Genomic DNA, 20,323 nt, shown 5'->3' with positions numbered 1-20,323 from the left:
CATTGAGTGAATGGTCGTGCATGTCGCAGTCTGTCGGGGTGGTGGTCCCCGCCTATCGGCCCGACCCCGAGCGTCTGGTCCCCTACGTCCGCGCCCTCGTCGAGGCGCTGGGCCCCGATGCGGTCCGCGTCGAACTCGACGCGCCGCGGTCCGAGACGCTCGACGCCCTCGACGACCTCCCCGCCGTCGCCGACGTGAACGCCGTCGACGCCCGCCGCGGCAAGGGCGCGGCTATCACCGCCGGATTCGAGTCGCTCGGCACGGACGTCCTCGCGTTCGCCGACGCCGACGGGAGCACGCCGGCCGCGTCGATGGCCGACGTCGTCGCCGCCGTCCGCGACGGTGCCGACCTCGCCGTGGGGTCGCGCCGCCACCCGAACGCGACCGTCGCCTCCCACCAGACGGTCGCCCGGCGCTACCTCGGCGACGGCTTCGCGTGGCTGGCCCGCCACCTGACCGAGGTCCCGCTGTACGACTACCAGTGCGGCGCGAAGGCCGTCACCGCCGCGGCGTGGAACGACGTTCGGACCCACCTGTACGAGTCGGGGTTCGCGTGGGACATCGAACTCATCGCCGTCTCGGGCGCGTTCGGCCACCGCGTGGCCGAGGTGCCGGTCGTCTGGGAGGACCAGCCCAACTCGACGGTCTCGCCGGTCGACACGACGCTCAAGATGGCCCGCGGGCTCCTCCGGTCGCGCCACCGCGCCCGGACGATCCGCGAGGACCGCCTCCACGAACTCCTCGACGCTCGGAGCGACGAGCGGAGCCTCGTCGAGCGGTTCTCGGCGGAGGTCACGGATGACTGACCGCCTGTCGGAACTCGCGTCCGGCGTTCGGTTCGGCAAGTTCGCCTCCGTGGGCGCGGTCGGCGCGGTGTTCGACCTCTCTCTGAGCAGTCTCCTCATCGTCTTTTTCGGCGTCGCCAACGAACTCGCGAAGCTCGCGGGCGCGGAACTCGCCATCGTCGTCATGTTCGTCATCAACGACCGCTGGACGTTCGCGGGGGCCGGCTCGGACCTGCTCACCGCGAAGGTGCGGCGCTTCGTGAAGTCGAACCTCGTCAGGAGCGGCGGCCTCCTCGTGCAGGTGCTCGTCGTCCGGGCGCTCGGCGAGGTGCCGCTGTCGATTCCGGTCGCCGGTCTCGACCTCTGGGAACTCATCCCGCTCCCCCTCGCTATCGGCGCGTCGATGCTCCTGAACTACGTCGCAGAAAGCCTGTTCACTTGGCGCATCGCGGCCCGTTCGAGTCAGCGCGACTCACGGTGAAAATTGACACACGGCTCCCGAAACAGAAGTCTTAACAATAGCAGACTCGTTTGTTGATTCAGCGGGATGGGATAGCCAGGAGATTCCGCCGGGCTCATAACCCGGAGATCGGTAGTTCAAATCTACCTCCCGCTATGGTTTTGCTGACCTCAACTCCTGAGCGCCGGGTCTCGACTCGGCGCGACCCACGAGGTCGGCCACATAGCTCAGTAGAGTTGAACCGGGGAGCGTCAGCGACCGAGGTTCAAATCTACCTCCCGCTATTCTCCTGAAAACTACACCCCAAGCGGCGCGTTTCATCGCGCCGCGGCGGCCCGTTTTTCGTGGTAATCGCAACAGGTAGTTTGAACCAGAGAATCGAGCGAAGCGAGATTCGCGTCGTTCAAATCTACCTCCCGCTATGGTTTTGCCGACCTCAACTCCTGAGCGCCGAGTCTCGGCTCGGCGCGACCCACGAGGTCAGCCGCATAGCGCAGTAGAGCTGAACCGGGGAGCGCCGCGAACCGGTGCGAATGAGGTCTACGTCTACGTTCTCGAACTCGCGACAGCGTGAGTCCCGAACCTTCAGAAATTTCAAATCTGAAACACATATTGATAATCACTCCGCGAGTAGGGCCCGAGTATGCCCTCTACAGATTCGGGAACAGAGCTTTGGTCTGCGGTCCAGCGAGCGATACTCGGCGGACTCCTCGCCATCGTCGCGATACTCGGGTTCGGTTGGACACGCCAACTGGGAACCGGAAATCTCCTCGTGGGTAGCTTCGGACTCCTCCTGTTCGTGGGTGCTGGCTACTGGATTCTCTCCCTCTTTCGGATGGGTCTCGACGAGTGAGGGCGAGACTTCGCGCCGTCGTCCCAATCGACCGCTTTCGAAGGAGATTTTCGACCCCGACCCAACGAGAGCACAATGAGCGACCTCGAACGAATCTGCGCGGTCGGCGACGTGCCCGACGACACGACCTTTCTCTTTCGGGTCCGCGCGGCCGACGACGCCGACGCCGAGGAGCGCGAGGCCATCCTCGTGCGCACCGACGACGGCATCCAAGGGTGGCTGAACTACTGCATGCACCTGACGCACATCAAACTCGACAAGGGCTCGGGCGCGCCGATGCGCAACGGCGAGGTCATCTGCCAGAACCACGGCGCGTACTTCGAGGCCGACACGGGCTACTGCAACTACGGCCCCTGCGAGGGCGCGGTGCTCGACGACCTCGAAATCACGGTCGACGGCGACCACGTCTTCCTCGCGGACGACGAGTACGACTACGTCGGGCAGGGCGAAATCGAGACCGACCCCGCCGACCGGAGTTCGAGTTCGAACGTCGAGTTCTGAGGCCGAGCGCGGCGGAACGACTCAGTTCTCGTCGCCGTCGTCGCCACCGGAGCCGCCGCCGTAGTGGCGTCGCTCCACGTAGTCGTCGTAGAGCCGCGAGAGCAGTTTCGTCACCGGGCCGTCGCCCACTTGGATGCCGTCTACCGTCTCCACAGGCCGGAGTTCCCACGTCGAGTTCGTGAGGAACGCCTCGTTCGCGTCGCGCACGTCGTCGGGCGTGAAGCGCCGCTCCCGAATGGGGATGCCCTCCTGTCGAGCGAAGTCGAGGACGACCCGGCGGGTGATGCCCGGGAGGACCGGGCCGTCGAGACTCGGCGTGCAGAGCGCGTCGTCGTCGACGAAAAAGAGGTTGCTCGTCGCGCCCTCGGTGACGTAGCCGTCGGCGTCGAGCATGAGCGCCTCGTCCGCGCCGGTGACCCGGAGTTCGACCCGGGCGAGGATGCCGTTGAGGTAGTTGTGCGTCTTCGCCCGCGCGGGGAGCGACCGGTCCGGGACGCGCCGGGTCTTGACCGTCTGGACCGACGCGGGGCCGTCCCACACGGGGTCGGAGCCGCGGCCGCCGCGGGCGAGCGGTTCCACGATGACGACGACGCGGGGGTCGACCGCCTCGGCCGGCGTGAGGCGGCCGCCCTGACTGCCGCGGGTGACCGAGAGCCTTACGTACGCCTCCTCGAGGTCGTTCGCCGCGAGCGTCTCGTCGATTCGCGCGCGGAGGTCGGCGTCGGACAGGCCGTGGTCCATCCCGAGCGCGTCGCACGTTTCCGCGAGTCGGTCGGCGTGGGCGTCCCAGTGAAACACCTCGCCGCCGTAGGCGCGGAGCGTCTCGAAGGCGGCGTCGCCGTAGAGGAAGCCGCGGTCGGTGACCGGAATCGACGCCGACTCGGCGGGGACGAGTTCGCCGTCGACGTGGTAGCGAAGCGACCGCCCACCGGCGTCTCCGTCGCCGTCTCCGACCCTATCGTCGCTCATCGGTCTCCCTCCCACGCGTCGGCCGCCGGGCCGTCGCCCGCGGCGAGCGCGACGAAGTTGCGGACGATGTCCTTCCCCGAGTCGGTGAGGATGCTCTCGGGGTGGAACTGGACGCCGACGTGGGGCTTCTCGCGGTGGCGAACGCCCATCACGACCGCGGGTTCGTCGCCTTCGTCAGTATCGGGACCGCCGGGTTCGGACCCTTCTGCGACCGTGTAGGCCGTCACCGCCAACTCGGGGGGTACGTCGTCGCGTTCGACCGCGAGCGAGTGGTAACGACCGACCTCGATTCGGTCGGGGAGGCCGGAAAAGACCCCTGCGCCGTCGTGTTCGACGAGCGAGGGCTTCCCGTGGACGACGTGGGGCGCGTGGCCGACGCGGCTCCCGAGCGCGGCACACAGCGACTGGTGGCCGAGGCAGACGCCGAGCGTCGGGTAGTCGAGGTCGCGGAAGACCGAGACGGAGACGCCGGCCTCCGCGGGGGTTCCGGGGCCGGGCGAGACGACGATGCCATCCGGGTCGATGTCGCGGATGTCGTCGGCCGAGAGCGCGTCGTTGCGGTAGACGAGCACGTCGTCCGCGGCGTTCGAACCGCCCTCGGCTCCGTCTCCGCTCTCGCCCCCGTCCCGAGCCTCGGCGACCGCCTCGCCGACGTACTGCACGAGGTTGTAGGCGAACGAATCGTAGTTGTCGACGACGAGGATGCGCGTCATCTTTCGGCCCCCACGGTCATGTTCGCGCGCTCGCCGAGCGCCTCGTCGATGGCGGTGACGAGCGCCCGCGCCTTCGCCAGCGTCTCGTCGTACTCGCTGTCGGGGTCCGAATCGTGGACAATGCCCGCGCCCACGCGGAGGTGGTACTCGTCTCCGAAGCGGACGAGCGTCCGGATGACGATGTTCAGCACCGCGCGGTCGTCGAAGCCGACGGCGAACATGCTCCCGGTGTAGGGGCCGCGCCGGGTGGCTTCGAGTTCGTCGATAATCTCCATCGTTCGGGGCTTCGGCGCGCCCGTGATGGTCCCGCCGGGGAACACCGCGGCGACGGCGTCGGCGAGGCTGGTCCCCTCGCGTCGGGTTCCTTCGACCAGCGAGACGAGATGCATCACCTCCGAGTAGCGGTCCACGCGGCGGTACTCCGTCACCTCGACCGACCCGTACTCCGAGACCTTCCCGAGGTCGTTGCGTTCGAGGTCGACGAGCATCGCGTGTTCGGCGCGCTCCTTCTCGTCGGTCGTCAGGTCGGCCTCCAGCGCGTCGTCCTCCTCGGGCGTCGCCCCCCGCGGGCGGGTGCCGGCGATGGGTTCGGTGACGAGGCGGTCGCCCTCGACGCGCAAGAGGAGTTCGGGACTGGCGCTCACGAGGTCGACGCCGGGGAGTTCGAGCAATCCCGAGTACGGTGCGGGGTTGACCTCCCGGAGCGCCGCGTAGGCGTCCACCGGGTGGACCGCGGCGGGCGCGACGAGTCGCTGTGAGAGGTTCGCCTGAAACGTGTCGCCGTCGCGGACGTACCCCTTCGCGGCGCGGACGCGGCCGGCGAACGCCTCGCGGCCGCAGGCGCTCTCGAACGTCGCCTCGTCGGCCTCGACGGGCGCGGAGACGGGCGCGGGGTCGCCCTCGACAGCTTCGACGGCGAGGTCGGTCGCCCGCGCCCGCGCTTCGTCGTAGACGGCGTCGAGGTCAGCGTCGGCCTCGACGGCGGGACAGCAGGTGACGCGGAGCGCCGTCTCGTCGCCGTCGGGTCGTGGTTCCTCCCACGACGCCACGAGGTCGTACAGGCCGAGTTGCAGGTGCGGAAGCCCCCGGTCGTCGGTCGTGCGCTCGGGGAGCGATTCGAGTTCGCGGGCCGCGTCGTACGAGAGCCAGCCGAACAGGCCGCAGGGGTACGGCACGTCGCAGTCGCCGCGGACGAGCGTCTCCGAGTCGACGAAAGATTCGAGCGCCGCGAGGCTCGGCGCGGGGTCGTCGCCGGGGTCGCCCCGGTCGTCGTCGGTCGGGTCGTCAGCGGTCAGGCGCTCCGCGGGGTCGACGCCGAAGGCGCCCCAGCCGGGTTGCCCGCCGGTCGTCTCGTAGAAGAAGCCGCCGGCGTCCCGGCGGGCGCGTCGGTAGGCGTCGAAGGGGTCCGAGACGGCGACTCGGACCTCGACGGGGACCCGCGCGCCGGCGGGCGCGATCGAGGCGGCCGCGCGAAAGTCGTCGCGGTCGGTGACGACGGTCGGTGCGGTCATTACCCACACCAGTCTGTCCGCCGGGTAAACGGTTTCGTGACGCGTCACCGGCGCATCGAGCGCGGTCACCCGCCGGGAGAGAAGTCGTCTCGGTCGTCCGGCGCGCGCGTCGGTTACGCGTCGCCGGCGCGGTCGATCCAGCGCTGGACCCGCTTCGGCGACACGTCGATTTCGTCGCCGACCTCGTCGGCGTCGGCCGCCGCGAGGTCCGCGATGGTCTCGATGCCGATCTCGGAGAGGCGCTCGGCGTACGCCGGACCGATGCCGCGAATCGTGTCGACGGTCGGCGCGTCGTCGTCTTCGACCTCTTCTTCGTCGGAGTCGTCGTCTTCGGTCGCTTCTTCCTCTTCGACCTCTTCTTCGTCCGATTCTCCGGCTTCGTCTTCGTCGGAGTCGGCGGAGTCAGACTCGTCGGAGTCCTCGTCTTCGGGTTCGTCCTGGGGTTCGCCGGTTTCGTCCTCGACCTCGGGTTCGGGCTCGGACTCAGGCTCCGGTTCGGCTTCTTCGGCCTCCGGCTCGGCTTCCTCGATGGCGTCGGCCACCACCTCCGTGTCGTCGCGGGTGTCCTCGTCGTCCGCGTGGGACTCGGCGTCGCCCTCGGGTTCGACCGCATCGTCGGCCGCTTCTGCGGCCGCTTCGTCCGTCGATTCCGCCCCGTCGACAGGTTCCTTCACCGCGGCCTCGGTCTCGACGTTCGCTTCCTCGCGCTCGGTTCTGGTGTCGCGTTCGACCGTAACGGTCGCCGTGTCGTCACGTCCGTCCGTCGAGGAAGACGACGAGTCGCCACCAACGAGGGATTTCAAGAACGACGAAATAGTGTCAAGCAAGCCCATGTTACCTTCTCCTATGCAATCCCGTTATTTAAAAACCAGCGGCCTCAGTGCTCGCCGAGGTGGCTCCGGAGCGCGGCGTTCATCGCCTCGACGGGCGCGTCGCGGCCGGTCCATAGCTCGAACGCCTCGACGCCCTGCAGGAGGAGCATCCACGCGCCGTCGATGGTGGTCGCGCCGGTCGCGGCCGCCTCGCGGAGAAGTCGGGTCTCAAGCGGCGTGTAGACCGCGTCGAGCACGGCGAGGCCGCCGTGGAGGAACTCCGCGGAGACGGGCGTCTCCTCGGGCGATTCCATCCCGACGCTCGTCGCGTTGACGAGGACGTTCGCCTCCCGAATCCGGTCGAGCGTGTCGAGTCCGCCGCCGGTCGCACCGGGGACGGCCGCGGCGAGTTCGACCGCGCTCTCAGCGGTCCGGTTGGCGACGTGGACCGACGCGCCCGCGTCTGCGAGGGCGAACGCGGCGGCGCGACCCGCCCCGCCGGCACCGACGACCACGGCGGCCGCTCCGTCGAGGTCGACGCCGTGGCGGTCGAACGACCGCGTGACGCCCGCCGCGTCGGTGTTGTAGCCCGCCGGCGTCTCCGCGCCGAAGTCGATGGTGTTGACCGCGCCGATGCGCTCGGCCAGCGGGTCGGGGTCGACCAGTTCGAGCACGTCCTGTTTGAACGGGATGGTGACGTTCAGCCCCGAGACGCCGAGGGCGTCCGCGCCGTCGACGGCGGCCGCGATGTCGTCGCGGGCGGGTTCGAACGTGACGTACCGCGCGTCGAGACCGGTTTCCCCGTAGGCCGCCTCGTGCATCGGCGGCGACAGCGAGTGGCCGACCGGGTTGCCGACGAGACCGTACACTTGCATGGACGGGTGGTGTTCTGCCGTCGATATAACTCGCCCGTCCGCGTCGGATTCCGCCGGGACCCGACAGCCGCCGTCGGGGGGCGGTTCGCCCCGTCTCGCGCTCCCGCGTCGGTCCTCGCGGACTCGCGGTGTACCGGCGCGCTTTTGGTCTCCCGTCGGTCTACTCCCGCGTATGTCGGCACTCGCAACCCTGCTTTCCTTCGATACCGCGCTCCTCGTGGCGGGTATCGTCGCGCTCTATCTCGGGGCCGAGGCGCTCGTCGAGGGCGCGTCTCGGCTCGCCATCGGTCTCGGCCTCCGGGCGGCCATCGTCGGTGTGACCATCGTCGCGTTCGCGACGACCACTCCCGAACTGTTCGTCGCGGTACTGAGCGGGTTGGGCTACAGCTCCGACCTCGGACTCGGCGCTATCGTCGGCTCGAACATCGCCAACATCGGTCTCGTCCTCGGAATCTCGGCGCTCATCCGGCCGATGGGCGTCTCGACGACGACGCTCCGCCGACACGTCCCGTTCATGATCGCCGCGGCGGTCGCGCTCGTCGCGCTCGGGATGGACGGGAACCTCAGCGCCGTCGACGGCGGCGTCCTCTTGGTCATCCTCGTCGCGTTCACGGGCTACCTCCTGTACCGCGCGCGCTCGGCGAAGGCCGACGCCCTCGGCACGGACGAAATCGACATCGAGGACGAAGACGAGGTGTCGGCGCAACTCAGGGACGTGGTCTACCTCGGTCTCGGTCTCCTCCTCCTGTTCGTCGGCTCGAACTGGCTCATTCAGGGCGGACAGGGACTGCTCGAATCCTTCGGGTTCGGTCCGCGGTTCATCGGGCTGACGGTCCTCGCGTTCGGCACCTCACTGCCCGAACTCGCGGCGTCGGTCATCAGCGCGGTCCGCGGCGAGTCGGAGTTCAGCATCGGAAACGTCGTCGGCTCGAACATCTACAACGTCGTCGCCGTCCTCGGCATCCTCGCCATCATGGTCCCCGTGAACATCCCCGCGAGCACCATCTCGCTGGACTTCCCGGCGCTTCTCGTGTTCACCTTCGGGGTCATCGCGCTGATGCTCCGCAACCGCGACGTGTCCCGACTCGACGGCGGCATCCTCGTCGGCGGCTATCTCGTCTTCTTCTGGCTCATCCTCCCGTAGCCGGGTCTCTCGACTCGGCTGTCTCCCATGCCCGTCGCTGGCCGATTCCGAAGCACAAGAGCTACCGGCTTCGGCTTCGCGCTTGTAGTGACGATGGTACGACAACTCGGTCACCCGCTGACAGCGGTGTTCGGGGCCGCGTTCCTGACGGTCCCGTGGCTGGCCCTCCACACGGCGCTCGGCGTTGACCTCACGACCGGCGTCACCGTCGCCCTCAGCGGCATCGCCGTCCTCGGTGCCTCGTTCCTCCTCGCGTGGGGCGCCGAAACCGCAGAAGCAGACGTGCCGCGGGCGTTCGCGCTCGCCATCCTCGCGGTGCTCGCGGTCGCCCCCGAGTACGCGGTGGACGCGCTCTACGCGTGGGAGGCCGGCATCAACCCCGGCTCGCCCGAGTCGGCCGAGGCCGCGAGCCTCGCCGTCGCCAACATGACCGGGGCGAACCGCATCCTCATCGGCATCGGCTGGTCCGCAATCGCCCTCTTCACCGTCTACCGCGCCCGCGACACCGGCGACGAGGCGGTCGAGTCCCGACCCGGCTTCCTCGCGGACGTGGTCCGTCTCGACCACGGCATCGCGACCGAGATTCTGTTCCTCTTCGCCGCGACCGTGTTCGCCTTCTTCGTCCCGCTCGGCGCGGGCATCGGCGCGGTCGACATGGCCGTCCTCGTCGGCCTCTACGTGACGTACATCTTCGTGGCGATGAACTCGCCCCACGAGGACGAAGAGCAAATCGGCGTGCCCGCGTACCTCCAGTCGTACCGGAAACCCAAGCGCATCGCCACGACGCTCGCGCTGTTCGTCTTCTCGGGCATCGTCATCCTCGTCGCCGTCGAGCCGTTCGCCCACGGCCTCGAAGCCCTCGGGAAGTCGGTCGGCATCCCCTCGTTCCTGATGATTCAGTGGGTCGCACCGCTGGCGAGCGAGAGCCCCGAACTCATCGTCGTGGCCTACCTCGTCAACAAGGCGCGGTCGACCGCCGGCTTCAACGCGCTCATCTCCTCGAAGCTCAACCAGTGGACGCTCCTCATCGGGACGCTCGTCCTCGTCTACAGCCTCTCTGTCGGCTCCTACGCACCGCTCCCGCTCGACACCCACCAGATGGGCGAACTCTGGCTGACGGCCGCCCAGAGCTACTTCGCCATCGCCATCCTCGTCACGTTCTCCATCAGCCTCCGCGAGGCGGTCGCCCTGCTCGGCCTGTTTTTGGCGCAGTTCGTCTACTCCGTCACCGGACTGGCGCTCACGCTCCCGGTTCCGGGCCTCGGCGCGGTCACCTTCGACGGTCCGACCTCGCTCGTCGGCTTCTCGGTCGTCTATCTGGTCGTCGGAACGGCGCTTTTCGTCCGGCGGCGCAGGCACCTCGCCGCGGTCGCCAAGCTCTCGGTCCGGCGCGTCCGCGGCGACTACGGTGCGAACGAGACGCCGGCCGCGGTCGAGGACTGACCGGCTCCCCTCGCCGCTTCCGACGCCCTTTTCGCCGGCCTCGGCGACCCTCGTATCGTGATTGGAATCGTCGTCAGCCGCGCCGACAGCGCATCGGTTCACATCGGCGAGCACCTGCTCGAACTCGCCGACTGGGACGAACGGACCGACGGGGACCGACCCGACGCCGACGGCGGCGGCACCGTCTTCTTCCGCGACGGCTTCGAACTCCGCGAGTTCGACGACCTGCACATCGACCTCGACGACCCGGCCGCGGCGTTCGACGCCGACCTCGACCTCCTCGTCGTCGTCTCCCGGCACTCCGGCGAGACCGGCGCGCTCCTGACCGCGCACTTCACCGGGAACTTCGGTCCCGCCGACTACGGCGGCGAGCCGGGGCGGTTCGCCCGCGCGTGTCCCAACGCCCAGCGCGCCGTCGTCGAGGCGCTCCGCGACCGCGCGCCCGACGGCTACGAAGTCGGCATCGAGGCGACCCACCACGGCCCGACCGAGCCGACGGTCCCCTCGATGTTCGTCGAACTCGGGAGCGACGACGAGCAGTGGGACGACCCCGAGGGAGCCCGCGCCGTCGCGGCGGCCGTCCTCGACATCGAGGGGGTCGCGCCCGACGCGGACCGCCAGCTCGTCGGCTTCGGCGGCGGCCACTACGCTCCGCGGTTCGAGCGCGTCCTCCGCGAGACCGACTGGCGCGTCGGCCACATCGCCGCCGACTGGCAACTCAAGGCGATGGGCGCGCCCGAGAAGAACCGCGACGTGCTCCGGCGGGCGTTCGAGGCCTCCGCGGCCGACCTCGCGCTGGTCGACGGCGACCGGAGCGACCTCGCGGCCGCCCTCGAAGCCGAGGGGTTCCGGGTCGTCTCCGAGACGTGGGTCCGCGAGACCTCGGGCGTCCCCCTCGACCGCGTCGCCGCCCTCGAAGCCGCCGTCACGACTATCGAAGAGGGCCTCCGATTCGGCGCGCGAATCGACGTCGACGACTACGAGGTCGTCTCGCTCCCAGACGGCCTGCTCGGCGAGGCGCAGGGCATCGACCTCGACGCCGCGCTCGACGCGGTCCACGAGACGACTGTCGCCTTCCACACGACCGAAGGCGGGACGCGCGCGGTGGGTCGCGCGGCCGTCGCGGGCGACGGCTACGACGAACTCGTGTCGCGGCTCTGCGACGTACTGCGCGAGAAATACGACAGCGTCGTCCGCGACGACGGGGCGGTCACGGCGGCGACGCGCGCCTTCGACCCCGCCGTCGCGCGCGAGTTCGGCGTCCCCGAGGGCCCGGCGTTCGGCAAGCTCTCGGCCGGGCAGTCGGTCGAAGTCGACGGCGAGACCGTCGCGCCCGAAGACGTGTCGAAAGATCGACTCGTCGAGTTCACGGTGTAGTCGCCGTCGGGACGCGACCGACCGATTTCTCCCCGAGAGACGGCTTGTGCCGCGGACTCACATGTCACGTTTCGGCACGAATCGGCGGCTCGTCAGACAGATGTCTGACGGAAGGGGGAAAGATAATTAGTCGTCCTCCGTAAACCGTCTCCATAAATATGGACTCTATCGTCGGCGACGCAATTGACGAGGCCGAGGCCGAGGACGTGGGGGATGGGTCGGTCCAGGTCGACGGCTCGACCAACATCAACCGGTCCGGGACGATGACTGACGACGAACTGAAAGCGGTTCTCAAAGACCTCCAGACCAACATCACGGTGGTCGGGTGCGGCGGTGCCGGCGGCAACACCGTCAACCGGATGCACGAGGAGGGAATCAAGGGGGCGAAGCTCGTCGCCGCCAACACCGACGTGCAACACCTCGTGGAAATCGGGGCCGACACGAAGATTCTCATGGGCGAACAGAAGACCCAGGGCCGCGGCGCGGGCTCGCTCCCGCAGGTCGGCGAAGAGGCCGCCCTCGAATCCCAAGAGGAGATTTACGACGCCATCGAGGGCTCCGACATGGTGTTCGTCACCGCCGGGCTCGGCGGCGGCACCGGCACCGGCTCGGCCCCCGTGGTCGCCAAGGCCGCCCGCGAGTCGGGCGCGCTCACCATCGCCATCGTCACGACGCCGTTTACGGCAGAAGGCGAGGTGCGACGAACCAACGCCGAAGCCGGTCTCGAACGGCTCCGCGACGTTTCTGACACGGTCATCGTCGTCCCGAACGACCGCCTGCTCGACGCCGTGGGCAAGCTCCCCGTCCGGCAGGCGTTCAAGGTCTCCGACGAGGTGCTGATGCGCTCGGTCAAGGGCATCACCGAACTCATCACCAAGCCCGGACTGGTCAACCTCGACTTCGCCGACGTGAAGACCGTCATGGAGCGCGGCGGCGTCGCCATGATCGGTCTCGGCGAGTCGGACTCCGAGTCCAAGGCCCAAGAGTCCGTCAAGTCCGCCCTCCGCTCGCCGCTTCTCGACGTGGACATCTCCGGCGCGAACTCCGCGCTCGTCAACGTCACCGGCGGCTCCGACATGAGCATCGAGGAGGCCGAGGGCGTCGTCGAGGAGATTTACGACCGCATCGACCCCGACGCGCGCATCATCTGGGGGACCTCCGTCGACGACGAACTCGAAGGCATGATGCGGACGATGATCGTCGTCACCGGCGTCGAGTCGCCCCAGATCTACGGTCGCAACGGCGAGGCGCAGGCGCAGGCAGAAGAGCGTCTCGAAGACATCGACTACGTCGAGTAGTCGGCGTCGCCGCCCCGTCGGCCGCGGGGACTTGCTTTCGCTCCCGCGCCCGCTCCGGTTCGATGGCCCGCCGCGTCTCGCGTCCCGCCCGTTATCGAGCGGCGGCACCGGATCGAACTCGTCGGGGTCGACCCGTTCGCGAGCGCCCGCTCGCCCCGTCGGTGCATCAATAGATAGAAAAAGCCCGGCGCCTTAGCCCCCAGCAACATGGACGTTAAGTACGACCTGAACAGCTACGTTCGCGTGTTGAAACTCGCGAGCACCCCGTCGTGGCAGGAGTTCTCACAGATCTCCAAAATCGCCGGCGCGGGTATCTTCCTCGTCGGACTGCTCGGTTTCATCATCTTCGCGGTTATGAGCTTCCTCCCCGGAGGAGTCTGAGATGCCCATCTTCGCCGTCAAGACCACCGCTCGCCAAGAGCAGACGGTCGCGGACATGATCGCGACGAAGGAGTTCGCCGAGATCCACGCCGTCCTCGCGCCCGACTCGCTCACGAGTTACGTGATGGTCGAGGCCGACGACGACGGCATCGTCACGCGCGTCCTCGAGGAGATTCCCCACGCTCGCGGCCTCGTCGAGAGCGGCGGCGCGGTCGGCACCTCTAGCATGGCCGAAGTCGAGCACTTCCTCTCGCCGACGCCGGACGTGGAGGGCATCGCGGAGGGCGACATCGTCGAACTCATCGCCGGCCCGTTCAAAGGCGAGAAGGCGCGCGTCCAGCGCATCGACGAGACGAAAGACCAGGTCACCGTCGAACTCTACGAGGCGACGGTCCCGATTCCGGTCACCGTCCGCGGCGACCAGATTCGCGTCCTCGACTCCGAAGAGCGGTAAGCGTCCGCCCCGACGAGGGTTTCTTCTCTCTCAGTTCCGACGCGACGCGCGCGACGAGCGGCGCGCCCCGGTGACTCCCATGTCCCCCGACAGTCCCCGAGGAGCGCCGTCTCGGGCGAGCCGCGTCGCGCCCCACCGCGACCGCGACCCGCCTGTCTCGCGTGGGCCTACAGCGCGCCCTGCTCGCGGAGCGTCTCGACGACGCTGTTGAGGTCCGCGTCCGCCTCGACGGCGTCTTTCACGTCCTCGCGGATGCGGACCGCCGAGGAATCGGCGTCGTACGCGCGGACGAACTCGGCGCGGGTGTGCTCGTCGAAGGCGTGACGAATCGCGAAGTAGCCCTCCGGGACGACGGTCCCGCACACCTTGCACTCGTGGCGCTCGTGGTCCACCGTCTGGTGGATGACCGCGCTTTCGACGTCTTCGAACCGACCGTCACACCCTTCGATTCCGCACTTCCACCGGGACATGTTCCCTCCGACGGCCGTGAGCCACAAAACCGTTTCTTCGACCGCCCGGCGTTCGACAAATAGCAACCACTAACTGGTGGCTGACCCGACCGTATCGTGTGAGCGCGACCACGACGACGCGGGTCGATATGCACGTGAAGATTCTCGACGAGCGGGTCGTCTCGCGCGCGAAAGCCCGCGGCATCGACGTGCTCGTCTACGCGCCGCACTTCGTCCGCCTGCCCGACGCCCGCGCCCGCGCGGCGCGATTCTCCGACGACGACCTGCTCGTCGTCCCCGCCCGCGAGGTGTTCACGGGGTCGTGGCGCGACCGGAAACACGTCCTCGCGGTCGGCCTCTCGGAGCCGGTCCCCGACTTCATCACCCTCGACGGGGCCTTCGCCGAGTTCGACCGACAGGGCGCGGCGACGCTCGTCCCCCACCCCGAGTTCCTGACGGTGAGCCTCACCGCCGAGGACGTGGCCGCCCGCCGCGACGACATCGACGCCGTCGAGACGTACAACACGAAGGCCCTGTCGTGGGACAACCGGCGCGCCCGCGACATCGCCCGCGAGGCGGGACTGCCGGGGTTCGCGTCGTCCTACGCGCACCTCCACAGCACTGTCGGCGAGGCGTGGACCGAGTTCGACCGCGACATCGACTCCGAGGCCGACCTCGTCGCCGCGCTCCGCGAGGGGGCCGACCGCCGGGTCGTCCGCCGCACCGGCGTCTCCCACGCGCTCCGCGGCGCGGCCGAGTTCGCCCACCTCGGCTACGAGAACTCGTGGGGGAAGGTCGACCGACTCCTGCTTTCGGGGATGGAGCCGACGCACCCGAGCCACATCGCCTACGACGGCCGGTTCGACGACGTGAGCGTCTACTGATACTGATTTTCGCCGGCAGTCGAACGCTCCGGACGAACGCGTCCGCGCTCCGACGCCCTCAGAGCACCGCGGTGAACGACGCCGCGGCGTCCGCGAGGGACACGTCGAGCGAAAAGAGGTAGTAGTGGACGCCCGCGAGGACGCCGAGTTCGGCGACCGTGACGACGACGGTCACCGCGTCGGCGTGTTTCGAACTCGTCGCCACGCCGGTCGGCAGGTCGTACTCCTGGGGCGAAAGCGGGTAGAACAGCGCGATGCCGCGCTTCGAGCCGACCATGTCGAGGACGTAGTGGGTGGCGACGCCGATCCAGACGAACTGGAGGTTGCCGAAGACGAGCGGGAACGCGAGGAATATCGCCAGCACCGGGAGGTTGTGGAGCGTCTTGCGGTGCTTGCCGAAGGCGGTGTCGACGTCGGGAAACAGCGCGCCGAGGACGACCGGAAGCGACAGCTGGCCGATTTTCTGGGCGAGGAGGAACGCCGAGTCGGCCGTCGGTTCGAACGACCGGGGGTCCACGGTGAGGATGACGCCGAGCCCGAGCGCCAACAGGATGGCGTTGAGCACGTGTCCCTTCTTGTTCATGGATGCAGACTGGTCCGGCGGGATACAAAGCTTTCCCACGGAACCGACAGACGGCGACCGCTCGGCCGATTCAGCCGGTCGTCGTGGACTCGATTTCCCCGCGGAGGAGCGCCAGCGCCCCGCGCGCGATTTGCTCTTTCACCTGCGTTCGAGACCCCTCGTACTCGAAGCGCTCGACGCGGGCGTAGGAGTCGCCGGACCCCCACGGCGCGGCGAAGGCGACGCCGACGAAGACGGTGCCGACCGGCTTGCCGGGGAGGCCGCCCTCGGGCCCGGCGATGCCCGTCGTCGCCAGCCCCCACGTCGCGTCGGCCACGTCGCGGACGCCGGCGGCCATCTCGCGGGCGACGGGCTCGGAGACGGCCCCGTGTTCGTCCAGCGACTCCCGCGAGACCGCCAGTTCGTGGCGCTTGGCGTCGTAGGAGTAGGTGACGAGCGAGCGGTCGAAGTAGTCGCTGGAGCCGGGCACGTCGGTCAGGAGCGACCCGATGAGGCCGCCGGTGCAGGACTCCGCGACGGCGACGGTGTGGCCCGCCTCGCGGAGGGCGTCGCCGACGCGGGCCTCCTCGGGCGGGTCGGATGCGAACTCGCGCATACGACCGACCACGGGCGGTCGGGACAAAAGCGGACGGGGGCGAACGGTGGGCGGACAGCCGTAGCAGAGCGGACGCGGTCGGCACCGACGCGACCGGGACAAAAGTCCACCGGCGGTTCCGAGACCGAGAAGTACACAAAGCCCCGCGGTGTCGGGTCCGACATGGACATCGACGTTGAGCCGACGGAGCGACCCGACGCCGACGAAGACGACGACGCCGGCGACGACGGGCCGGCCGAAATCGAGGTGGAAGTCACCGACCCCGACGAGGTAACCTCGACCGACACCGAGGGCCTCCCCGATGGCATCGACGCGCCCGACTACGTCCTCTACGGCGGCAAGGGCGGTGTCGGGAAGACCACGATGGCCGCGGCGACGGCGCTCGCCAGCGCGGCCGACGGCACCGCGACGCTCGTCGTCTCCACGGACCCCGCACACTCCCTGTCCGACACGCTCGGCGTGCCGGTCCCGGACAAGCCGAGTCGCATCCGCGAGGAAATACCCCTCTACGCGGCCGAAATCGACCCCGACGCGGTCATGGAAGGGCCGTTCGCTGGCGGCGACGGCGCGGGCGAGGAGTTCGACGACGAGACCGACTTCGAGACCGGCGAGTACGACGACGACAACCCCTTCGCCGGCGGCGACGCGGACTCGCCGTTCGGCGGTATGGGCGGGGGAATGGGCGGCTTCGAGGACCTCCTCGGCGGCGACGGACCGATGGGAATGGGCGGCCCGATGCCCGGCGCGGACGAGGCCGCGGCGATGCAACAGCTCCTCGAATACATGGACGACCCGCGGTTCGACCGCGTCGTCGTCGACACCGCGCCCACGGGCCACACGCTCCGCCTGCTCGAACTCCCCGAGCTGATGGACTCCATGCTCGGCCGCATCGCCCGCATGCGCCAGCGCTTCTCCGGCATGATGGACAACCTCAAGGGGATGTTCGGCGGCGGCCCCGACGACCCGCAGGCCGGGATGGCGGACCTCGACGACCTCCGCGAGCGCATCGAGCGCCTGCGAGCGGTGCTCCGCGACCCGACGCGGACCGACTTCCGGGTCGTCATGATTCCCGAGGAGATGAGCGTCGTGGAGTCCAAGCGGCTCGTCTCGCGGCTCGACGAGTTCGAAATCCCCGTCCAGACGCTCGTCGTCAACCGCGTCATGGAGTCCGTCGAGGACGTGGCAAACGTGGACCCCGAGTGGATAGAGTCGCCCGACTTGGAGAACTGCGGCTTCTGTCAGCGGCGCTGGCAGGTCCAACAGGACGCGCTCCGCTCGGCGACGAATCTCTTCCGCGGCCGCGACGTAAAGCGGGTGCCACTGCTCGCAGAACAGGTACAGGGCGAAGATGCCCTTCGGGTCGTCGCGACCTGTCTCGACTAGCGTCGAGCGGGCCGGCGACGCGGATAGACGGCGCGTCTCAGGGGAGTTTGCGGGCGAAGCCGTAGAGCGCGTCGCGCCACGCGTCGGGCAGGAACCGGGCGAGGACGCCGACGCGGGCGACGGTGCCGGGCTGGTAGCGCGCCCGCGGCTTGGTCGAACTCGCGGCGTCGACGATGTCTTCTGCGACTCGTTCGGGCGGAATCGCGCCGGGGCCGCCCCCGCCGAGCGCCTGCGAGTCGTCGAACAGCTTGTAGAGTTTCTCGTACGCGCCCGAGCGGTCGAGGCCGTCGGCCTCGTCGCCGTTGCCGTTGACCTCGGCTTCGACGCGATTCGAGAACTGCGTCTCGACCGGCCCCGGCTCGATGAGGACGGCGTCGATACCGTACTCCTCGACCTCGGTGCGGAGCGCGTCGGTCATCGCTTCGAGGGCGAACTTCGAGCCGGCGTAGACGCCGGTTCCGGGGAAGGCGACGCGGCCGACGACGCTGGAGACGTTGACGATGGTGCCGTCGCCCTGCGAGCGCATGTGGGGCAACACGGCGCGGACGAGTCGGTGTGGACCGTAGACGTTCACGTCGAACTGGTCGTGGACCTTCTCGGTCGGCACGTCCTCGACGGGGCCCATCTGGCCGTAGCCGGCGTTGTTGACGAGGCAGTCGATGCGGCCCTGCTCGTCGGCGATGCGGTCGACGACGCGGTCGACGTCCCCCTGGTCGGTCACGTCGAGCGTCGCGATGTTCGCGCCGCGTTCCCCCAGCGTCTCGATGTCGGCCGGGTTCCGGGCGGTGGCGTAGACCTCCCACTCCTCGTCGAGGAAGTCGAGCGCCGTCGCGCGCCCGATTCCCGAGGAGCAACCGGTGATGAGGACCGTCTTTTGATGCACGTCGGTAGGTCGAACCGCGCGCTGTTAAGTGTACGCGGTTCGCCACGATTGGGTCGCGCTCAGTCTTCGTACTGGCTCTTCGCCTCGTCGGCGTAGGCGTCGGCCAGCCGGGTCGGTTCGGGGAGTTTGTACGACCCCGAGAGCCGGGAGACGAGGTCGACGGCCGTCGCCGCCGAGAGGCGGTGGCCGGGGCTGACGTACAGCGGGTTCACGATAGGGCGCGAGTCGTACTGCCGCGACTGGAAGGCGTAGCCGATTGTCGTCTCCGGGCCGGCGGGATGGCCGCCGACGGGGTCGACCGAGTCGTCGGCGCGAATCGGGGTTCGCCAGCCCTCCGGTCGGCCGTCCACGTCCTCGTCCGGCGTCCCGCAGAGGAGGGACTTGGCGACGCCGACGCTCGGCGCGTCGCAGACGACGCCGAGGTGCGTGGCGAGGCCCGCCTGTCGGAAGTGGATGCGCCCGGAGCCGTCGAAGACGAGCAGGTCGGGGTCGCAGTTGAGCTCGGCGAGCGCGTCGAGGATGGGGCCCCCCTCGCGGAACGAGAGCAGGCCGGGAATGTACGGCAAATCGAGTTCGGAGACGGCGTGGACGCGCTCGACCACCTCGCCGCCGCGGAGGACGACGACGGCGCTCAGCGCGCGGTCGTCCAGAAACGACTGGTCGATACCGGCGACGAGCGGCGGCGAGTCGGCCCCACCGCCGAGTGCTGTCGCGTTCGTGAGCGTCTCGTTTTCTCGTTCCGGCGAGTCGAGGGAGACGCGCGCCGGGTCGAACGGGAGGTCGTCCTCGAAGACGGCCGCCTCGGCGACGCGGCGCTGGAGCGACTCCATCTCGTCGCGCGAGAGTCCGGGGCGCGGCGCGAGGTCAGGGCAGGTCGGTCGCATCTCAGAACCGACCGCGGCCGGGACCGCCCGGGCCACCCGGACCGCCCCCGCCGAGCGAGAGCTGGGAGGGGACGCTCCTGCGGCCCTTCACGTGCTGGCCGTAGGCGAGGCCGATGACGAGGCCGATGAGGTGCGCGAAGTGGGCGATGCCGTCGGCGCTCTGGCTGACGAAGAAGAACACCGAGATGCCGGCGAAGCCGAGCGTGAACAGCCACAGCGGGACGGGGATGATGAAGTACAGATAGATTCGGAGCCCCGGGTTGAGGACGGTCAGGACGCCGAGAACGGCCATGATGGCACCGCTCGCGCCGACGACGGCGCTCAGGCTTCCGGGAGACAGGAGCATCGACGAGCCGACCTGCGCCAGCCCGGCGAGCATCCCGCTGACGAGGAACAGCGCCGCGAACTTCCGCGAGCCGACGTAGCGCTCCACCAGCGGGCCGAAGAAGAACAGCACGATGGAGTTACCGACGATGTGATAGAAGCCGCCGTGGGCGAATATCGAGGTGACCCACGTCCAGACGTACTCGGGGTGGATGCTCGTGAGATAGAAGGCGCTAATCGAGAGGTTGGGCAGTCCGAGAAACTGCTCTAAGACGAGCTGGGCGAAGAACGTGAGCCACATCAGCGCGAGGAACAGGTACGCGACGTTCCCGCGGAAGTAGCCGAGCACGCCGCCAGCGCCCGTGAGCGAACTCAGCAGTCCGCCGCCGCGGCCGCCCTGATTGTTCACGGAGTCGTCGAAGGAGCTATCGAAGACGCCGGCGGGGTCGTCCCAGTCGGAGAGCCCCGCGCAGTCGTGGTTCTCGGGGAGGCGGTGTTCGGAACAGAACGTCCCGCCACACCGCGAACAGCGGTACGGCAGACTCTCGTCTTTGCCGCACACGTCGCAGACAGGCATTACCAACGCCTTACAGCGGCGAGATAAAAAGGGGTTCCCTCATGGATGTGGTGTGTTGGCTCACATCTTGATTGGAAGACGAATCCGCACCGTCGCCGGGTCAACTGGCCGGATTATTCGTTTCGGGGGACGACCGATGTGTCGTCGGCGCGGCCAACGCCGTCGCTCTCGGCGGTCGTCGCGCG

The 20,323-nt window shown here is 68.9% G+C and carries 23 protein-coding genes and 1 tRNA gene; 13 read left to right on the top strand and 11 right to left on the bottom strand.

Features of this window, described 5'->3' with window-relative positions:
• The first annotated feature begins 20 nt into the window (after positions 1–20).
• From IEV64_RS13440 to IEV64_RS13420, 5 genes are all read left to right on the top strand, one after another.
• On the top strand, positions 21–806 hold the full coding sequence (locus IEV64_RS13440) for a glycosyltransferase (protein WP_188424083.1): 786 nt from the start codon (positions 21–23) through the stop codon (positions 804–806).
• Complete coding sequence (locus IEV64_RS13435) at positions 799–1,266, top strand: GtrA family protein (RefSeq protein ID WP_007275702.1); 468 nt, start codon at positions 799–801, stop codon at positions 1,264–1,266. Before IEV64_RS13440 ends, IEV64_RS13435 begins: the two co-directional genes overlap by 8 nt.
• Before the next feature lie 60 nt (positions 1,267–1,326).
• Positions 1,327–1,401 (top strand) — tRNA-Met (locus tag IEV64_RS13430).
• 487 nt (positions 1,402–1,888) lie between these two features.
• Positions 1,889–2,098 carry a hypothetical protein gene (locus IEV64_RS13425; RefSeq protein ID WP_007275701.1) on the top strand — a complete coding sequence of 70 codons (210 nt, stop codon included), beginning with the start codon at positions 1,889–1,891 and terminating at the stop codon, positions 2,096–2,098.
• Between the two features lie 75 nt (positions 2,099–2,173).
• Complete coding sequence (locus tag IEV64_RS13420; protein WP_188424082.1) at positions 2,174–2,599, top strand: Rieske (2Fe-2S) protein; 426 nt, start codon at positions 2,174–2,176, stop codon at positions 2,597–2,599.
• Positions 2,600–2,620: 21 nt separating this feature from the next.
• Here IEV64_RS13420 and IEV64_RS13415 read toward each other — a convergent pair whose 3' ends face one another.
• The 5 genes from IEV64_RS13415 to IEV64_RS13395 form a co-directional block, all read right to left on the bottom strand.
• The gene (locus IEV64_RS13415) at positions 2,621–3,568 is read right to left on the bottom strand and encodes an aminotransferase class IV (RefSeq protein WP_188424081.1); all 948 of its coding nucleotides are present in this window, start codon (positions 3,566–3,568) and stop codon (positions 2,621–2,623) included.
• Positions 3,565–4,281 carry an anthranilate synthase component II gene (locus tag IEV64_RS13410; RefSeq protein ID WP_188424080.1) on the bottom strand — a complete coding sequence of 239 codons (717 nt, stop codon included), beginning with the start codon at positions 4,279–4,281 and terminating at the stop codon, positions 3,565–3,567. Before IEV64_RS13410 ends, IEV64_RS13415 begins: the two co-directional genes overlap by 4 nt.
• Positions 4,278–5,792, bottom strand: a complete 1,515-nt coding sequence (gene pabB, locus IEV64_RS13405; protein WP_188424079.1) for an aminodeoxychorismate synthase, component I — start codon at positions 5,790–5,792, stop codon at positions 4,278–4,280. The genes IEV64_RS13410 and pabB overlap by 4 nt, the downstream gene beginning before the upstream one ends.
• Before the next feature lie 113 nt (positions 5,793–5,905).
• A complete protein-coding gene (locus IEV64_RS13400) occupies positions 5,906–6,625 on the bottom strand; it encodes a helix-hairpin-helix domain-containing protein (protein WP_007274369.1) in 720 nt (239 codons plus the stop codon).
• A 44-nt stretch (positions 6,626–6,669) separates the two neighbouring features.
• Positions 6,670–7,479 carry a shikimate dehydrogenase gene (locus tag IEV64_RS13395; RefSeq protein ID WP_188424078.1) on the bottom strand — a complete coding sequence of 270 codons (810 nt, stop codon included), beginning with the start codon at positions 7,477–7,479 and terminating at the stop codon, positions 6,670–6,672.
• A gap of 172 nt (positions 7,480–7,651) precedes the next feature.
• Here IEV64_RS13395 and IEV64_RS13390 point away from each other — a divergent pair, with 172 nt between their 5' ends.
• The 6 genes from IEV64_RS13390 (at position 7,652) to IEV64_RS13365 (ending at position 13,576) form a co-directional block, all read left to right on the top strand.
• Positions 7,652–8,623, top strand: coding sequence for a calcium/sodium antiporter (locus IEV64_RS13390; RefSeq protein ID WP_188424077.1), 972 nt, complete (start codon positions 7,652–7,654; stop codon positions 8,621–8,623).
• A 126-nt stretch (positions 8,624–8,749) separates the two neighbouring features.
• Positions 8,750–10,066 carry a sodium:calcium antiporter gene (locus tag IEV64_RS13385; RefSeq protein WP_188424115.1) on the top strand — a complete coding sequence of 439 codons (1,317 nt, stop codon included), beginning with the start codon at positions 8,750–8,752 and terminating at the stop codon, positions 10,064–10,066.
• A 57-nt stretch (positions 10,067–10,123) separates the two neighbouring features.
• Positions 10,124–11,443 (top strand): D-aminoacyl-tRNA deacylase, encoded by a 1,320-nt coding sequence (locus tag IEV64_RS13380; RefSeq protein WP_007274365.1) that lies wholly within the window; start codon positions 10,124–10,126, stop codon positions 11,441–11,443.
• Positions 11,444–11,601: 158 nt separating this feature from the next.
• Positions 11,602–12,741 carry a cell division protein FtsZ gene (ftsZ, locus tag IEV64_RS13375; RefSeq protein ID WP_188424076.1) on the top strand — a complete coding sequence of 380 codons (1,140 nt, stop codon included), beginning with the start codon at positions 11,602–11,604 and terminating at the stop codon, positions 12,739–12,741.
• A 207-nt stretch (positions 12,742–12,948) separates the two neighbouring features.
• A complete protein-coding gene (locus IEV64_RS13370) occupies positions 12,949–13,122 on the top strand; it encodes a protein translocase SEC61 complex subunit gamma (protein WP_004044219.1) in 174 nt (57 codons plus the stop codon).
• Position 13,123: 1 nt separating this feature from the next.
• On the top strand, positions 13,124–13,576 hold the full coding sequence (locus IEV64_RS13365; RefSeq protein ID WP_004970097.1) for a transcription elongation factor Spt5: 453 nt from the start codon (positions 13,124–13,126) through the stop codon (positions 13,574–13,576).
• Positions 13,577–13,743: 167 nt separating this feature from the next.
• Here the strand turns inward: IEV64_RS13365 and IEV64_RS13360 are convergent, their stop codons facing one another.
• Positions 13,744–14,046 carry a DUF7565 family protein gene (locus IEV64_RS13360; RefSeq protein WP_007274363.1) on the bottom strand — a complete coding sequence of 101 codons (303 nt, stop codon included), beginning with the start codon at positions 14,044–14,046 and terminating at the stop codon, positions 13,744–13,746.
• A 98-nt stretch (positions 14,047–14,144) separates the two neighbouring features.
• On the opposite strand from IEV64_RS13360, the gene IEV64_RS13355 reads away from it, so the two are divergent.
• Positions 14,145–14,909: a PHP-associated domain-containing protein gene (locus tag IEV64_RS13355; RefSeq protein WP_188424075.1), complete on the top strand. Its 765-nt coding sequence runs from the start codon at positions 14,145–14,147 to the stop codon at positions 14,907–14,909.
• Between the two features lie 58 nt (positions 14,910–14,967).
• Here IEV64_RS13355 and IEV64_RS13350 read toward each other — a convergent pair whose 3' ends face one another.
• Positions 14,968–15,492, bottom strand: coding sequence for a metal-dependent hydrolase (locus IEV64_RS13350; protein WP_007274361.1), 525 nt, complete (start codon positions 15,490–15,492; stop codon positions 14,968–14,970).
• A gap of 70 nt (positions 15,493–15,562) precedes the next feature.
• A complete protein-coding gene (locus IEV64_RS13345; protein ID WP_007274360.1) occupies positions 15,563–16,087 on the bottom strand; it encodes a CinA family protein in 525 nt (174 codons plus the stop codon).
• Between the two features lie 162 nt (positions 16,088–16,249).
• On the opposite strand from IEV64_RS13345, the gene IEV64_RS13340 reads away from it, so the two are divergent.
• The gene (locus IEV64_RS13340) at positions 16,250–17,470 is read left to right on the top strand and encodes an ArsA family ATPase (RefSeq protein ID WP_188424074.1); all 1,221 of its coding nucleotides are present in this window, start codon (positions 16,250–16,252) and stop codon (positions 17,468–17,470) included.
• 37 nt (positions 17,471–17,507) lie between these two features.
• Here IEV64_RS13340 and IEV64_RS13335 read toward each other — a convergent pair whose 3' ends face one another.
• The 3 genes from IEV64_RS13335 to IEV64_RS13325 are packed head-to-tail and all read right to left on the bottom strand — an operon-like array spanning position 17,508 to position 20,138.
• Positions 17,508–18,353 carry an SDR family oxidoreductase gene (locus tag IEV64_RS13335; protein WP_007274358.1) on the bottom strand — a complete coding sequence of 282 codons (846 nt, stop codon included), beginning with the start codon at positions 18,351–18,353 and terminating at the stop codon, positions 17,508–17,510.
• A gap of 59 nt (positions 18,354–18,412) precedes the next feature.
• Positions 18,413–19,237 carry an endonuclease V gene (locus tag IEV64_RS13330; protein WP_188424073.1) on the bottom strand — a complete coding sequence of 275 codons (825 nt, stop codon included), beginning with the start codon at positions 19,235–19,237 and terminating at the stop codon, positions 18,413–18,415.
• A 1-nt stretch (position 19,238) separates the two neighbouring features.
• Positions 19,239–20,138, bottom strand: a complete 900-nt coding sequence (locus tag IEV64_RS13325; protein WP_007274357.1) for a rhomboid family intramembrane serine protease — start codon at positions 20,136–20,138, stop codon at positions 19,239–19,241.
• Positions 20,139–20,323: the final 185 nt, after the last annotated feature.

The organism is Haloferax sulfurifontis (assembly GCF_014635105.1).
Lineage (GTDB): Archaea > Halobacteriota > Halobacteria > Halobacteriales > Haloferacaceae > Haloferax > Haloferax denitrificans.
The sequence above is the reverse complement of the archived record's forward strand: the minus strand, read 5'-3'. Positions and strand labels throughout refer to the sequence as shown.

What these genes read in the sequence shown, in the direction of transcription:
- IEV64_RS13400 (WP_007274369.1), bottom strand. Translation starts at nt 6,625, where the DNA reads ATGGGCTTGCTTGACACTATTTCGTCGTTCTTGAAATCCCTCGTTGGT.
- IEV64_RS13365 (WP_004970097.1), top strand. Translation starts at nt 13,124, where the DNA reads ATGCCCATCTTCGCCGTCAAGACCACCGCTCGCCAAGAGCAGACGGTC.
- IEV64_RS13370 (WP_004044219.1), top strand. Translation starts at nt 12,949, where the DNA reads ATGGACGTTAAGTACGACCTGAACAGCTACGTTCGCGTGTTGAAACTC.
- IEV64_RS13410 (WP_188424080.1), bottom strand. Translation starts at nt 4,281, where the DNA reads ATGACGCGCATCCTCGTCGTCGACAACTACGATTCGTTCGCCTACAAC.
- IEV64_RS13340 (WP_188424074.1), top strand. Translation starts at nt 16,250, where the DNA reads ATGGACATCGACGTTGAGCCGACGGAGCGACCCGACGCCGACGAAGAC.
- IEV64_RS13415 (WP_188424081.1), bottom strand. Translation starts at nt 3,568, where the DNA reads ATGAGCGACGATAGGGTCGGAGACGGCGACGGAGACGCCGGTGGGCGG.
- IEV64_RS13325 (WP_007274357.1), bottom strand. Translation starts at nt 20,138, where the DNA reads ATGCCTGTCTGCGACGTGTGCGGCAAAGACGAGAGTCTGCCGTACCGC.
- IEV64_RS13395 (WP_188424078.1), bottom strand. Translation starts at nt 7,479, where the DNA reads ATGCAAGTGTACGGTCTCGTCGGCAACCCGGTCGGCCACTCGCTGTCG.
- IEV64_RS13390 (WP_188424077.1), top strand. Translation starts at nt 7,652, where the DNA reads ATGTCGGCACTCGCAACCCTGCTTTCCTTCGATACCGCGCTCCTCGTG.
- IEV64_RS13360 (WP_007274363.1), bottom strand. Translation starts at nt 14,046, where the DNA reads ATGTCCCGGTGGAAGTGCGGAATCGAAGGGTGTGACGGTCGGTTCGAA.
- IEV64_RS13420 (WP_188424082.1), top strand. Translation starts at nt 2,174, where the DNA reads ATGAGCGACCTCGAACGAATCTGCGCGGTCGGCGACGTGCCCGACGAC.
- IEV64_RS13425 (WP_007275701.1), top strand. Translation starts at nt 1,889, where the DNA reads ATGCCCTCTACAGATTCGGGAACAGAGCTTTGGTCTGCGGTCCAGCGA.
- pabB (WP_188424079.1), bottom strand. Translation starts at nt 5,792, where the DNA reads ATGACCGCACCGACCGTCGTCACCGACCGCGACGACTTTCGCGCGGCC.
- IEV64_RS13440 (WP_188424083.1), top strand. Translation starts at nt 21, where the DNA reads ATGTCGCAGTCTGTCGGGGTGGTGGTCCCCGCCTATCGGCCCGACCCC.
- IEV64_RS13345 (WP_007274360.1), bottom strand. Translation starts at nt 16,087, where the DNA reads ATGCGCGAGTTCGCATCCGACCCGCCCGAGGAGGCCCGCGTCGGCGAC.
- IEV64_RS13350 (WP_007274361.1), bottom strand. Translation starts at nt 15,492, where the DNA reads ATGAACAAGAAGGGACACGTGCTCAACGCCATCCTGTTGGCGCTCGGG.
- ftsZ (WP_188424076.1), top strand. Translation starts at nt 11,602, where the DNA reads ATGGACTCTATCGTCGGCGACGCAATTGACGAGGCCGAGGCCGAGGAC.
- IEV64_RS13435 (WP_007275702.1), top strand. Translation starts at nt 799, where the DNA reads ATGACTGACCGCCTGTCGGAACTCGCGTCCGGCGTTCGGTTCGGCAAG.
- IEV64_RS13330 (WP_188424073.1), bottom strand. Translation starts at nt 19,237, where the DNA reads ATGCGACCGACCTGCCCTGACCTCGCGCCGCGCCCCGGACTCTCGCGC.